Origin of the sequence: Vibrio sp. NC2, assembly GCF_025195005.1 — a bacterium.
In the GTDB taxonomy this organism is placed as follows: domain Bacteria; phylum Pseudomonadota; class Gammaproteobacteria; order Enterobacterales; family Vibrionaceae; genus Vibrio; species Vibrio splendidus.
The window spans coordinates 121,342-136,391 of the sequence record NZ_JANVFC010000012.1 but is presented as its reverse complement, the minus strand read 5'-3'; the positions used below and the strand labels follow the sequence as shown (position 1 = coordinate 136,391).

The 15,050-nt window shown below is 40.0% G+C and carries 11 protein-coding genes and 1 pseudogene; 5 read left to right on the top strand and 7 right to left on the bottom strand.

Going from position 1 to position 15,050, the window contains the following annotated elements:
• The 4 genes and pseudogenes from NX845_RS16045 to NX845_RS16030 form a co-directional block, all read right to left on the bottom strand.
• A pseudogene (locus NX845_RS16045) lies at window positions 1-586 on the bottom strand (IS3 family transposase); the annotation flags it as partial.
• Between the two features lie 114 nt (window positions 587-700).
• Window positions 701-1,561: a transporter gene (locus tag NX845_RS16040; RefSeq protein WP_065682384.1), complete on the bottom strand. Its 861-nt coding sequence runs from the start codon at window positions 1,559-1,561 to the stop codon at window positions 701-703.
• A gap of 210 nt (window positions 1,562-1,771) precedes the next feature.
• Window positions 1,772-2,803, bottom strand: coding sequence for an L-threonine 3-dehydrogenase (gene tdh / locus NX845_RS16035; RefSeq protein ID WP_004730216.1), 1,032 nt, complete (start codon window positions 2,801-2,803; stop codon window positions 1,772-1,774).
• 109 nt (window positions 2,804-2,912) lie between these two features.
• Complete coding sequence (locus tag NX845_RS16030; RefSeq protein WP_017059545.1) at window positions 2,913-4,106, bottom strand: glycine C-acetyltransferase; 1,194 nt, start codon at window positions 4,104-4,106, stop codon at window positions 2,913-2,915.
• Between the two features lie 388 nt (window positions 4,107-4,494).
• Between NX845_RS16030 and NX845_RS16025 the strand changes: the two genes are divergently transcribed.
• Complete coding sequence (locus NX845_RS16025; protein WP_102446775.1) at window positions 4,495-7,737, top strand: response regulator; 3,243 nt, start codon at window positions 4,495-4,497, stop codon at window positions 7,735-7,737.
• Entirely contained in the window at window positions 7,737-8,921 is a 1,185-nt protein-coding gene (locus NX845_RS16020) for an EAL domain-containing protein (RefSeq protein WP_102446776.1), read from the top strand. Before NX845_RS16025 ends, NX845_RS16020 begins: the two co-directional genes overlap by 1 nt.
• A 3-nt stretch (window positions 8,922-8,924) precedes the next feature.
• Here NX845_RS16020 and NX845_RS16015 read toward each other — a convergent pair whose 3' ends face one another.
• Window positions 8,925-10,637 carry a response regulator gene (locus NX845_RS16015; RefSeq protein ID WP_065682381.1) on the bottom strand — a complete coding sequence of 571 codons (1,713 nt, stop codon included), beginning with the start codon at window positions 10,635-10,637 and terminating at the stop codon, window positions 8,925-8,927.
• A gap of 280 nt (window positions 10,638-10,917) precedes the next feature.
• Here NX845_RS16015 and NX845_RS16010 point away from each other — a divergent pair, with 280 nt between their 5' ends.
• The gene (locus NX845_RS16010; RefSeq protein ID WP_108189309.1) at window positions 10,918-11,670 is read left to right on the top strand and encodes an EAL domain-containing protein; all 753 of its coding nucleotides are present in this window, start codon (window positions 10,918-10,920) and stop codon (window positions 11,668-11,670) included.
• 21 nt (window positions 11,671-11,691) lie between these two features.
• On the opposite strand, the gene NX845_RS16005 is transcribed toward NX845_RS16010, so the two are convergent.
• Both NX845_RS16005 and NX845_RS16000 read right to left on the bottom strand, forming a co-directional pair.
• Window positions 11,692-12,504: a helix-turn-helix transcriptional regulator gene (locus tag NX845_RS16005; RefSeq protein WP_017093038.1), complete on the bottom strand. Its 813-nt coding sequence runs from the start codon at window positions 12,502-12,504 to the stop codon at window positions 11,692-11,694.
• A gap of 137 nt (window positions 12,505-12,641) precedes the next feature.
• On the bottom strand, window positions 12,642-13,235 hold the full coding sequence (locus tag NX845_RS16000; RefSeq protein ID WP_017079740.1) for a cysteine dioxygenase family protein: 594 nt from the start codon (window positions 13,233-13,235) through the stop codon (window positions 12,642-12,644).
• A gap of 374 nt (window positions 13,236-13,609) precedes the next feature.
• Here NX845_RS16000 and NX845_RS15995 point away from each other — a divergent pair, with 374 nt between their 5' ends.
• Together NX845_RS15995 and NX845_RS15990 are read left to right on the top strand one after the other, a co-directional pair.
• The gene (locus NX845_RS15995; protein WP_004730200.1) at window positions 13,610-14,542 is read left to right on the top strand and encodes a LysR family transcriptional regulator; all 933 of its coding nucleotides are present in this window, start codon (window positions 13,610-13,612) and stop codon (window positions 14,540-14,542) included.
• Complete coding sequence (locus NX845_RS15990) at window positions 14,542-14,925, top strand: VOC family protein (RefSeq protein ID WP_017094968.1); 384 nt, start codon at window positions 14,542-14,544, stop codon at window positions 14,923-14,925. The genes NX845_RS15995 and NX845_RS15990 overlap by 1 nt, the downstream gene beginning before the upstream one ends.
• The last annotated feature ends 125 nt before the right edge of the window (window positions 14,926-15,050 follow it).

Here is a 15,050-nt window from a genome sequence, read left to right as displayed (position 1 = left end):
ATCAGCTTAGGTTTCAATAAGAAATAGAGCTTACGAGTTCCTAATCGAGGCATGAAGCGTCTTAGTTCAAGGACCATCCCTTTCACAGGAGCAAGCTCAGCCTGACGAGTGGTCTCACGCTTTTCTCTCTGATAGACACACTGACGAGATATATTGAGCAATGAACAAGCTTTACTTAAGCTTACTTTCTTCTCTTTTTGAAGGCTTCTTGCTCCTTCGCTATATACTTTTTTCTTAGCGACATCCCGTGCTCAGCATCAAGAATATCAACAACCCTATTGAGAAGAAGGCATCTGAGACGTTCATCTTCGAGCTCTTGTTCAAGTCGTTTTATTTTTTGGGCAGGCGTTTCATTTGCTCTTGGTGATTTAGGCATCGTGTTCTTCCTTGGATTGGTAGTCCAATCCATTTTTCCATGCTTCCTTAACCAAGTAAGAACGGTTGAACGACCTTGTATGCCGTAAATTGATTGGGCTTGTTTATAGGTCATGTCGCCTTTTTCAATGGCGTCTACAACCTGTAATTTAAAGCCTAGTGTGTAATCACGCTGAGTGCGCTTAATGTAGTGTTTATTTGGAATGGTCATCATTAGTCCTCAATGTGTAAACACATTTCAGGACGGGACAATCCAATAACACAAAAGGCTGAACGATGATCGTTCAGCCTTTTTCGTTTCTAAAACTGTATTTCAAATAACGGCTTAATCGAACAAAGACGCCAGTTTATTTTCCACAACTGGGCTGATATTAAAGCTCAACATAAAATCTGGACGCGTTTCTTCGTCTTTCTCAAGGTAATAGTTCGCTTCAATGCCAAACTTCCAAGGACGTCCGTTCAACACAGTAGTCTTGCTTACGCTTATATTCAACGGAATTTCCGCCTGATCCTTATTCCAGTCATACGAGAATGTCGGCGCAGAACCTACCGTCCAACCTCCGCCTAATATCTCCACCCAAAAGACTTGTGTCGATGTCTTGTTGATTCGAGTATCAGAATGGTCGGCTCCATCTCCAGAAATACCATACAAGTGGTTGGGGAACATACCAACAACTCGCTCACTACTCGCCTTCCCGAACATAAATTCAGGCCCGATAGCAAATTGATCAGCCGTTAAGTCATTACTACCCGTTGGCAAAGAAGCAAAAAGACCGAAAGCGACAATAGTACCGCCCTCCATTTTAGGCGCATAAGCTAAATCAAATGAGATGTCCGTAACGCCAGACTGGTCCATATGCTGCGATCTTGTTGGTGAATCCATATGGAAATCGTTCTGTACATAAGAGATAGCCGGGCGGAAGATCACTTTGTCACCATTATCCATGGGGAATGGCAATGTCGGCTGTAATACAGTCGCGAAAGCATCCCCTCCACCATCGTAACCACCTGAATACTGAAGCTTTAAATTAAGGCTAGCGTAAGCTGTGTTTGGGTTTGCAAGTTCCTTTGCTGCCTTTTCTGCTGCTTGATCGCTTTCAGATTTCGAAATGTCGACATCAGCGCTAGCAAAATTCGGCGTTAATAATATTCCAGTTATTATCAGTGCAAGTGGTTTACAAGCCATGAGCCCTCTCTTCAATAGTAAAACAATAAGATGTAACTGCTTATTGAGTATTTTAGAGATTACTGGGCAGTAAAATGGCCATTAAGTGACAGACGGAAATTAGCGAAGCCTAGATAAAGAAACAGACAAAGTATGGATACAAAAATGCCCCAAATCGCTTTGAGGCATTTTCAATTAGTCAGGAAGCTTGGGAGTGTTTACTCCTTTTGCTTATTCCCAATCTAGGATTACTTTACCTGACATACCAGAACGCATCATGTCGAAGCCTTTCTGGAAGTCATCCACTTTGTAGTGGTGAGTAATGATTGGTGTTAGATCTAGGCCTGATTGGATTAGTGAAGCCATCTTGTACCAAGTTTCGAACATCTCACGGCCGTAGATACCTTTGATAACCAAGCCTTTAAAGATTACTTGGTTCCAGTCTACTGCCATATCTGATGGTGGAATACCTAGTAGAGAGATCTTACCGCCGTGGTTCATGTTAGTCAGCATGCTGTTGAACGCAGATGGGTTACCAGACATTTCTAGGCCTACATCGAAGCCTTCAGTCATGCCAAGATCAGCCATTACGTCTTCAAGCTTCTCTTCCATTACGTTTACTGCGCGAGTTACACCCATTTGACGAGCAAGGTCTAGGCGGTATTCGTTTACGTCAGTAATTACAACGTGACGAGCACCAACGTGCTTAGCAACAGCAGCAGCCATGATACCGATTGGACCAGCACCAGTAATTAGCACGTCTTCGCCTACTAGGTCGAAAGAAAGCGCTGTGTGTACTGCGTTACCAAACGGGTCAAAGATTGATGCTAGATCGTCAGAGATTTCTGCTGGGATCTTAAATGCGTTGAACGCAGGGATCACAAGGAACTCAGAGAACGCACCAGTGCGGTTAACACCAACACCTGTTGTGTTACGACAAAGGTGAGTACGGCCGCCACGACAGTTACGACAGTGACCACATGTGATGTGACCTTCGCCAGATACACGGTCGCCGATTTCAAAACCACGAACTTCTTGGCCGATGCCAACAACTTCACCCACGTATTCGTGACCTACTACCATAGGTACTGGGATTGTGTTTTGTGACCACTCATCCCAGTTGTAGATGTGTACGTCTGTACCACAAATTGCGGTTTTCTTAATACGGATAAGAAGATCATTATGACCCATTTCAGGTTTTTCAACCTCAGTCATCCAGATGCCTTCTTCAGGCTTAAGCTTAGAAAGTGCTTTAATTTTCATAATGTTATCCAGTTCATCTCGCCTAACAGTAAGGCGAGAATCAAAAATCTATATGTTCTATTGGGTGTTGTTCTATCTAATCAAAGGATGCAAAGGCACCCCTTTAAAATTAGATGATAGCCATGTCTTTACCAACTTGGATGAACGCATCAATTGCGCGATCCAGTTGCTCACGAGAGTGTGCAGCAGACATTTGCGTACGGATACGAGCTTGGCCTTTTGGTACTACAGGGAAAGAGAAGCCTACAACGTAGATGCCTTTCTCTAGTGCGCGCTCTGCGAATTCAGCCGCTACTTTTGCATCACCCAGCATGATTGGGATGATTGCGTGGTCAGCACCGCCCATCGTGAAACCAGCAGCTTCCATGCGAGTACGGAAGTGAGCAGAGTTTTCCCATAGTTGAGTACGTAGGTCACCAGATTCCGCTAGAAGATCTAGAACGCGAATAGAAGCAGATACGATTGCTGGTGCAACAGAGTTAGAGAATAGGTATGGACGAGAACGCTGACGTAACCAGTCGATCACTTCTTTCTTACCAGAAGTGTAACCGCCTGAAGCGCCACCCATTGCTTTACCAAGCGTACCTGTGATGATGTCGATACGGTCAACAACGTTGTGGAACTCGTGAGTACCCGCGCCGTTTTCGCCCATGAAGCCAACTGCGTGAGAATCATCAACCATCACTAGTGCGCCGTACTTGTCAGCAAGGTCACAGATAGCAGGAAGGTTAGCGACTACGCCGTCCATTGAGAACACACCGTCAGTTACGATAAGCGTGTGACGAGCGCCCGCTTCTTTAGCTGCGATAAGTTGTTGTTCTAGCTCTTCCATGTTGTTGTTCGAGTAACGGAAGCGCATTGCTTTACACAGACGAACACCATCAATAATAGATGCGTGGTTTAGAGCATCAGAAATGATTGCGTCTTCTTTGCCTAGAATCGTTTCGAATAGGCCAGCGTTTGCATCAAAGCAAGATGTGTAAAGGATAGTGTCTTCTTTACCAAGAAACGTAGATAGCTTTTGCTCTAGTTCTTTGTGAGAGTCTTGAGTACCACAGATGAAACGTACTGAAGCCATACCAAAGCCGTGCTGATCCATACCATCTTTAGCTGCTTCGATAAGAGCTGGGTGGTTAGCAAGACCTAAGTAGTTGTTTGCACAGAAGTTTAGTACTTCTTCACCAGTCGAGATAGAAACCGCTGCTTTTTGAGCAGAAGTGATAATGCGCTCAGACTTGTAAAGACCTTCTTCTTTAACTTCTTCGATTTGAGTTTGAATCTGTTGGTAAAATGCAGAAGACATTGTCTATTCCTTCCTAATTATTATTCAGCAGCATCGCGCGCCGCATTATGTAGGGGATGTAAACGATTTCAATTCGATCATTTACACTGTAAAACTTATACCCCTATTCTAGTTGAACATCTCCTTCTCGATTATCCCTTTAGTTGGAAAAACATTAATGAATCACAGGCACGAATCGCACTCTAAGCGACACGATTATTTACCAAGCAACTTGAGAACCTTACTATAGCCATCACCAAAGACCGTGATTTTTTCGCCAGCCAACAAAATAAATTTTCTCCAAAAACAACTTCCTTATATAGAATCTGCCGTTAAACTATTGTAATTCACATTATAGTTATCAGCGCTCTCACAACGTCGTAAATTTCTAATATTAGTCCGAGTATGTATGCCAAAAATGATCCCAAACTTTGATCAATTATCTAAGAGTGAGAAAAAGGAGAGTCGTATTAAGCTAATCATGATTAGCTTTCTTTTAGTTTTTACCCTCCTCGTTACCACGGCAATTGGTACTTGGGTAGGAACGAATAAGGTTTTTGAGGTACTTAAACGTATTCATACTACTGGAGAGTTGATATTTTCTTTGGATAGGGCTCGTCTTAACACGTTAGGCTATGTAAGAGATAATAGTGAAAAATATTTAAATGAAGCCTTAAACTATATTGAAAAGGCCAAGGATCTGACATTAGATTTAAATGATCACAATGAAGAAAGAATTCTCGTTCTTATCAGTGAATATAGAGAGAGCTTTTTGGAGTATGTTGCGATAGATAAAGAAAGAAAAGCAATAATAGCCGAGTACGCCGATCGCTCTAATTTGGTAAATAATCACCTAAAGATGGTCCTGAACTTTAACTATGCCTATAGAAACCCTTCCACAATTGAACTGATAAATAGTTTAATCAGTGATAAAACTGCTATAAACAAAAAAATAGTTAGTTCTCTTACTCTTGGCAGAAGGTTAGATACTCAGCAGTTAAATGAAGCTATTGATATTCTGAAAAACATAAAATCCGATTTGAAAGAACTAATACCTCTTATAAAAAACACAGAGAAATCAAACTCTCTCTCAAAACTATCAGAAGACACTGACTTTTACATTGATATCGTTACTAGATTAAACAAGAATAACTATGCCATGATTAAAAACGCTAAAGAAGCAATTCCATCCGTTTTAGAAGCAGAAACAATCATACTTTCTATTCGTGACGAAAGAATTAATAGTGTAAGCGATTTAAAGCTTACTTCTTATCTCATTACGCTACTAACGTTGTTATTTTTCACTGGTATGGTGATGTTAGCATACTTGATTTACCATTCACTAAAGAGTCTAGTAAGGCTTACCCACGAGGCAACACTTGCTAGAGATGAGGCTATATCATCAACAAAAATTAAGTCTCAATTTCTTGCTAATATGAGTCATGAAATCCGAACGCCAATGAACGCGATTATGGGTATGACAGGGCTAGCTTTGAAAACTAACCTAGATGAAAAACAACAAAAGTACATTGAAAGCATTGATATTGCATCTAATCAACTAATCCACATCATTAACGATATTCTTGATACATCAAAGATAGAGTCAGGAAAATTTACTATTGAGTTAAGCCAATTTGACCTAAAGCAACTGTTAAACGATTGTCATAAACTCATGTCAGTTAACGCCCATCACAAAGGGTTGAGTTTAAACTATCAGTGCGATGAAAATGTTCCTAAACTAGTCAAAGGTGACTCATTAAGACTAAACCAAGTTTTACTAAACATTGTAGGTAATGGCATAAAATTTTGTGATAGTGGTTATGTTTCTATCAATGTTAGTTGCCTTGAAAATGACGCTACTAGTGCTCGTGTCTTATTTGAGATTACCGACACTGGTATTGGGATATCCGCTCAAGATCTAGACGATCTTTTTAAGCCTTTCGCTCAAGTAGATAACTCTACTGCTCGGCTATACGGGGGAACAGGACTAGGCTTAATGATAAGCAAACAACTTGTAGAATTAATGGGCGGGAGTTTACACGTTATAAGTACACCTAACAGAGGAAGTACTTTTTCTTTTGATATTCCATTAGGCCTAACTGTGCAAGATGCCGTCAATCACGATTCAAAGATAAAAACCGAATCGCCTAAAATCATTCATCAACTATACGGCAAAAAAATTCTACTTGTTGAAGATAACTATATTAATCAAGAGTTAGTAAAAGAACTATTATTACATATTGTAGATCTCGAAATTTGCGGGAGCGGAGAACAAGCTTTATTGCTTTTACGTTCGAAAGAGTTCGACGGTGTGTTAATGGATTGCCAGCTTCCTTTAATGGACGGGTATCAAACGACATCAGCTATTCGTAATGATCTAAAACTCTCACTCCCTATTATCGCAATGACAGCTAATGTTATGCCTCAAGACAAGCATAAGGCTATCGAATCGGGCATGAATGACCTTATCGCGAAACCTCTAAACACTGAAGACATGTACTCCAAAATGATAACATGGTTTTCTGACAGCAATACCTCACAAGATCCTACACAAGCTCCATCGTCACAGCCTCTAGCTGAAACATCAGAGTTTGATTTACCTGAATGGCTGAAATCCGCTCCACATATTGATCATATATCAGGCTTAAAAGTAAGTGCCGGCAACGTTAACCTTTACCTTAAGTTACTTGATATATTTGCCCACGATTACGAAGGATTTGTGGCAAGAATGGGACATGCCGATGAGATCCACAAATTAAAAGGTACGGCAGGTAACCTAGGGGCAACTCGACTACAACAAGCTTGCGATACTTATGAATACTCTCACAACGAAGATGCTCTCAACGATATAAACTCACAGCTAAGTGCTTTACTTCTACAGATTAGAACTCCTAAAGAACAGGTCGATAAGACATCAACAGAAATTATAAAGGAAGAATCAATGCAACAACTAATTGGACACGTATTGATCGTTGAAGACGATATTGTGAATCAGTTATTACTGAAGAACCAACTTAAAGAGCTGGGACTATCAAGTGATGTTGTTAATGATGGAAATGAGGCCCTATCTCAATTACAAAATCGTAAAGATGGTTATGACTTGATTATAACAGATATTCATATGCCGAACCTTAGCGGCCCTAGCCTCGCTAAGGCTATCAAAGAAGATATCGTAAAGTACGGTTATATCAATATTGTAGGTAGTTCAGGTGATCGCGATTACCAACTTGGTGACTTCCCTAATTTTGATGAGCTAATACTCAAACCTTTTGATGCTCAAACAATTCATAACAAGATCTCAAAATTTCTCATTAGTTCAGATGACGATTCCAGTTTTGATTACCAACAGGAAATTGAAGACAATTTCACTCACTATAGTGCAGAAAATAAGATTGAGATCTATAACGTTATTATTAGTTCTATGACTAAAGACCTGAAGGATTTAGACACCACAGATGACGTTAGAAGTTTGGCTCATAAAATTAAAGGCTCCGCGAATATGTTAGGGATCAGTTCTGTTTCGGAACTTGCACAATCGTTGCAAAATGAAATAGACACAGAGAAGAGTAAAGAAACAATAGAGAGGCTTGAACTCGCTATGACAGCAACAATCAAAGATGTAAAAAACCTTTTAACTAAGGCTCATGTGTGATGGATGAGTTAAGCATCCTCATCGTTGAAGACGATTTGATCCAAAGTACAAGGTTGAAAATTGATTTGAGTTTACTCGGTCATAAGACAACATATGTCGCTAATGATGGATTAGAAGCGTTAAAGCTCATTGAAGCAAAAAAGATCGACTTAATCTTCTGCGATATCAATATGCCTAAGATGGACGGAATCAAATTTCTTCTTCAATTATCAGAAATAGATAATTCTCTTGGTGTTGTTATTGTCACTGCTGTTGAGGACGACATTAGTGAATTAACCGTTAATATCTGTTCTCTATTAAATTTTAAATATCATACGTTGCTAAGAAAATCTGATATCAAGTCAAAACTATTAGAATCAATTGATGGCTTTCACCATCAAATTCAAGAAGAAAAAAATCATCAAACACCACCTCAACTGACTCTGAGTGATGTTAGATGCGCATTTTTAAATAAAAACATTATAAATCACTACCAACCTAAGGTTCTATTTTCAAATAATACACTCGTCGCAGTTGAGGCTCTAGCTAGGGTCAAGCATGAAGATTTAGGTACATTGAGTCCTATATCCTTCATTGAGTGTATGGAAGAAAATGACATGATGGATGAATTGTTCTTTGTCGTACTAAACAATGCTGTAAAAGAAGTTGCCGCTTACCATTATAATATTTCTGTATCTATTAACATGACACAAGGCAACCTAGAAATCCCTAATGTATGTGACCAAATCATAGATGTTTGTGCTCTCCATGACTTTTCACATCATAAGTTAACATTAGAACTCACTGAGTCTCACGCATACCAAAACAATCCAACTGCGCTAGCTACACTAGCAAGATTGCGGATACACGGGTTCAAACTATCAATAGACGATTTTGGGACCGGATATGCCTCATTGGATAAGCTTCTAGATCTACCCTTTACTGAAATGAAGGTCGATAGGCGCTTTATTACCGATTTACCTTCTAAGCCTAAATATCAAGCCTTAGTAAAAATGCTCCTCCAGGTAGCCAACTCTCTTGAGATGAATACCGTTGTAGAAGGTGTTGAGGATATGGCGACTTGGAACATCTTAAAAGAACTCGGCTTTGAACAATGCCAAGGTTATTTTACAGGAGCACCGGTACCACTAGAGAAGCTTCACAACTGTTTGTCAAAGTCAGTAGTTATTTTGGACAATACTTAACGGTTAATCTAGAGCATGTTTCGCAACTCGGCTTTCAGCCAACTCAAAGTTGCGAAGCACATTTAACGTTTCTAATTCTTTTTCGTTATACAATTCTCGACATACCTTAAAGCATGATTTCAATAAGGTTTTCACTTCCCTTGCTCTGAAATTCGAAGGCCAAGCTTGGGTCAAGCACTCGATGATTTGTAAGTTAACTTCTCGAATGTAAGTATTCTTAGACCTTACATCAATCAAACAATCTAAAGCAGCGACAAGCTCTTTTGACTTAATTAAATGAGTAACTTTATCCATATTGGTGTTAACAGCATCAGTTTGCGTTCTATGCTGTTGGGTCAAGGATTTAAGTAACTCAACTTGTGATTTTAACAGCATAGGACTGGAATCACTCTCATCCAATAACACTTTAATTGATCTAATGCATTCACCAAACTCCTTATTAAAGGAAAGTAAGCATAGTAAATAGTTAAAGTGATATTTATTGTAAAATCCTAACACTAAGTCATTTGAATAAATGTGCTTAAGTATCGTAATTGCCTCACTCAACTTACCTTCAAGAATGGATAAATGACACATAATGAGCTCTTGATCAACATCATAACTAGGCTGATAATCATGTTGCTCATCAGTTCGATTATTATTTTTATCCTTAATCAGTGATATCTGCCTAAATTCATTTAATGCTTCTATTTTTAATTTTTTAGGGTCTTCTTCTATTTGGTCTTCATTTATTACTAGGCTATCTTTTTCAATTGAGTCATAAATAAATAGTATACATCGAATGTAATTATAGCGTGACTCTAAGCTGTCTCGATATGTATCAATATTAAGTTCATAATACATCATAAACCTTGCAGCAGCGTTTCTATAATCACCTTGAGAAACACATAGGTTTGCAATAACCAATTCCCTTTCAGGGTTACCAGGAGTCAATTCTGAAATAATAGAAAACTGTTTTATCGCTTTAGGAATATCACCATTATAAATGTCATATTTTGCATTTAACGTCATGGCTTGTGTCGAATTAGGCACCTTTGCTAGCATTTTTTCGACAATAAATTGAGCTCTAGCAAACTCACCCAGTTCTATTAAGCTATCGGCTAAACCCGCATTTGCCCACTCAACATCTTTTTCAACAATAATTGAGTCATAAAGCTCTTTCGCTTCATTAAACATGTTTAACAATGCGTAGAACTCCCCTCTAAATTTTTGTATTAGAAAGTGGTATTGAGGATATTTAAACTCCAGTTCGTCACACAAATTAAGGCCATGAGTATAATCTTTTTGATTTTTAGCTTGGTAAAGCTCATATAATGCCGACTTTCTTGCGAGCGACCTTCTAATCTTGTTAGTAAAATAGACTGAATTAAAAGGCTTTAAAATATATTCATCAGGAGAGAGCTCGATGATAGAGCGAACGATTTTTGATAACGACTCACCAGTTATCACTATAAAACTACTTTTTGGCTTTATGAGACTATAGTGTTGGAGTTCTTCAAAAACTTGCTTGCCATTAAGGCGAGTATAAAAATTATAATCACAAATAATCAGGTCAAAACCCATTTTTTTACAGTGCCAAATTGCAGCTTTAGGATCTTTTGCATGATAAATATTTTTATCATGCAGGCCTAAGCTAATCAACATTCTTCGAATACTCGACAAGATCACCGGGGAGTCATCAACTATTAAAGCTAGTATGTCACTGTAATTTTTCATAAATGGGGGGCTCTCCTATAACGGGGCAAGTGTAACATGACCAATTTTGTAAATAATCCCTTCAGTTACAAAAAAATGTGATGCGAGCTTTTATTGGCTTAGGATCACACTTTCACACCAACAACATCTAACCAATTGATATAAAAGGAAATAGAAGAAAATGTAATAATTACTCCTTATTCATATCAAATCTCAATTTTTCATCTCAGAACGATATAGTGATGAATGCCCGCTTCTCTCAGAATGCGCACCAGCAACGCCGCTATACAAATGAAACACGATGAGAAGAGAAACCAAGCAAATGACCCTATCTGACAACACCATACAAGAAGCTTTCAAGAATGACTGGCACACCTGCTTTTATCAGCCAAAGGTTCAGCCTAGTGTCGAGAAAGTGACTGGGGTTGAAGCGCTGTTTCGTTTAGATATTCCAGAAGAAGGGATTTTCTCTCCAGGCGTGTTTATTGATCGTGCGTTTGCATTAGGTTATGAAGAAGAGATCTTCTTTAGTGTTCTTGAACAGTCACTGACAGAAGTAAAATCTCTCTCATCTCACTTGAACTTGGCAGTTAATATCAGCAAGAAAGTACTGGCGAACCCTGATAACGTGCAGAAAGTTCGTGAGTTACTTTGGAATGCGTCTTTCAAGGCAGAACAGCTTACCTTTGAGCTAAGTGAAAATGATCAGTTGGATGAGCAGCTTTGTGAGCAAATTAAGCGCTTTAAGTCTCTGGGCGTCAGAATCTCTATCGACGATTTTGGCATTGGCTATTCAGACATAAATAAGGTGATGGGCCTTAATGTCGATGAAGTGAAGTTCGATAAATCGATTGTGAACAGTATTGAGCCAGCAAGCTCCGACTTGGTTAAGCGTATTCTGGCGTACTGCAAAGAGTCTGGAATCGAAACCGTTGCGGAAGGCGTTGAAGACACAGATACACGTCAACTAATCCACCAGCTAGGTTTTGACAGCTATCAAGGCTTTCTATACTCAAAGCCACTGCCTTTAACTGATCTTAGACTTGTCATGTAGATAGTTGGAGCTCAAGTAACGTTAGCTTAAGACAAACTCGACGCTTTTTTTCTTCTGCTTAAGGTCGTGATATCGAATGTACTTGAAGTAGATATCGTGTTTGTTTTGGATGTTTTGAGAGAACGGATTATTCACTAATTTCTTTATATCAGCCTTGAAAAACGGCATGCCGAGCTTGCTCATGTATGGCTCTAAGTAAAGATCATAGAGGAACTGGGACATTGCAGGATCAAGAGTCGGAAAGCGAAATTCAATGCCTGCCAAATTATCTGCCATGTAATCGAAGATCTTGCGTCGAATCACGATGCTAACCGCGCCAACACTGCAAAGCATCTTACTGAGGCCATCGTAAACCACATGACCAATAATGACTCCCTCGAACAAGAAGCAAAGCACCTGCATATCGTCTTTTCTCACGCCGAGATACTGAGCAACCTCGATAAAGTCTTTGCCATAAGTTTTGAGGTGCATCCCTTGAATCGACTTAAGCCTTTTCGCAGGAAGCAAGCCCATGTTGTATGACTCTACGCTTGTGACCTCATAGTCGTAGCCAATATCGGCATTAGACGGACGTTCCATATTCTTTGTTGCGGCTTTGACTTGCACCATTTCTTCTACCGAAAAATCATAGTCGACCTGAAAGAAACTCGCGATACCAAGGCGACGAACAAAACTAGGCAGCGTCTTTGCCCTTTCCCACTGACTGACCATTACTTGATTAACACCAAAAAATGCTCGATGAGAATTGGAAAGCAATTCTGAAAATTCTTCCTGTGAAATGGACGCTGATTCACGAAGTCGTTTTAGCTCAATTGGGAAATTGTCTTTATTCATCTGTCACTTACCTAGCTTTTTAACTAGTGTAGTTTACTTATCTCTACTATGACATGAAGCATTGGACATAACCTCGTTTAACCAAAACTCCCCCAGAGCTTGGTTGGTATTTGTAGGCAGGTCGCTACAGATAAATGTTAAATCTCGTAGGCCCAGCACTCTTGTTGTATGTCGAGCAGCTCCGACTTACCGCTCTCTAGCTGATAGAGGTGGAACTGGCTTAAAGGGGGCGAATACACGTGCAACGTAATGAGCGGTTCATCTCCAGCCTGTAGATTCGATATCTGATGGATATCATTATCTTTACTGACGGTCACACTGCCCTCTTGGAAATGAGTCGACTGAGAAGCAAAAATATGGCCATTAGCCGCCGTTTCAAACAAGGTTTCCGTTGCTTGCCCATGTAGAACCTTTACGCCACAAGACGTATTCAAATGATCGTGTATTTTACTTCTTTGTCCATTTAGCCAACTCAAAATTAAAACTTCACAGTGGTCATTTTTGAAAAGCCTTTGTCGACAGTATGTTTCTTTATCAAAACTCGCCAACGACTTGATCTCTTCTTTACTCAGCTCGATGTTATCCAATATGAACCGAATGGAAGCCAGAGACATAGGTTTATTCGCCAGCTGTATTTGGTCCATAAACTCTTGGAAATTAAGCTCATAATCGTTATTAATTAACGCGGCTAACGCGGGAGATTGCGTTGGGGTGATATCAGTACGTTGCAAAATACTTACCTCTGACTATGTTTTTGCTCTTCCGAACTCGAAGTTAAAAGTTCTCTTGGAACGATGAAATATAGCTGATTCGATTCAGCACAAGTTGGGAGGATACTAACACCGTTTAAATTAAATTTAACAAGCAATCACAAGTATTTACATTCATATAACAAAAGCATCTAACAACCAATTTGAAGCAACGGAATCGCCATATTGACTTGAGATCTGAATAACTAAGTAATATGAAATAGGAACAACAGAAGAACGGCTTCCATCACGACTACTATTGCGCGTATCAATTAATGAAATTGATTCACAAATAAGAAGAGATCACTCACAATCAAGGTTATGGCCACCGTTGAAATTAGTCTAACTGGATACTTATGATTAACCCAAAACTCATCGCCCTACTTCCTGATCTCGCCTCGTTTATCTTAGTTGTGAATGAAGGTAGCTTTACCGCTGCAGCAAAGCAATTAGGGGTGACACCCTCAGCGTTGAGTAAGCTAATCACACGTTTAGAAAAAGCGCTCTCAGTAAAGCTGTTCGAGCGAACCACTCGTACATTGATCATCACGCAGGCAGGTCAGTTGGTATATGACCAAAGCGTAGTTATGATTAATGCGGCGCAACAAGCTGTTGAACTGTCTACCTCCGACCATACTGAACCTGCAGGCTCTATAACAGTAGCGGCGCCTGAGGCGTTCTTGAACTCAGTGCTACAGCCTTTTGTTGTTCCATTTTTAAATCAGTATCCAGAGATTCAACTCAAGCTAAGAGCGGCTGATGGCGACATCGACATATTGCGCCAAGGCATCGACATTGCGTTTCGCCTTACCGATAAACCTGACGAGAGTTTGGTATTGAAAGAGCTTGGAAAAACAAACCTCGTGTTATGTGCGAGCCCCGACTATCTAGATGCCAAAGGAATTCCTCACCACCCTACCGAGCTTTCTGAGCACGACTGCTTATACCTTGCAGAAACAGATAAAGACCACATTTGGGACTTCCTTAAAGACGATGAGTTTTACACAGTACCCGTCAGCGGACGTTACGCAGTGAACCACTCTCAGATGCGATTGAAAGGCGTGAAAGAAGGGCTTGGTGTGGGTATTTTTCATGACTTCGTGATTCAAGATGCATTAGCTGAAGGTTCTGTAGTTCAAGTACTGGAAGATTGGACCATCAAGAGTAATTACCATGGCGCTATCGCGATGCAGTTTGCTCAAACCAAGTACATGCCCGCTCGATTACGTGTATTCATTGATTACGCGATGGAGCACTTAGGTGACAAGTTGGCAGGAGAAATAAACTGATGCTGAAAGGAATACACCACGCCGCCATTATTTGCTCAGACTACGAAGTTTCTAAACGCTTTTATACGGAAGTTTTAAAGCTTGAAGTGATTGCTGAGAATTATCGTGAAGCGCGCCAATCTTACAAGCTTGACTTGGCACTGCCTGATGGCGCTCAAATAGAATTATTCAGCTTCCCTGACGCACCTGAAAGACCAAGCTTTCCGGAAGCTCAAGGGCTGAGACATTTGGCTTTTTGTGTTGATGACGTTCAACATGCCAAAAGCTACTTGGAAGAACAAGGTATTGAAGTCGAACCGATTCGAGTTGATGAGTTTACGGGGAAATCATTTACGTTTTTCGCAGACCCAGACGGCCTGCCGCTAGAACTTTATCAGATCTAAAGCTGTATCAGATCTAAAGCTTTATCAAATCTAGAGCTGTATCAAGTCTAAAGTCTTTCTCACAAAAGACGCGATCATCTGATTAATAAAACGGACCTTCTCAAGTAGAGAAAGCCCGTTTGCAT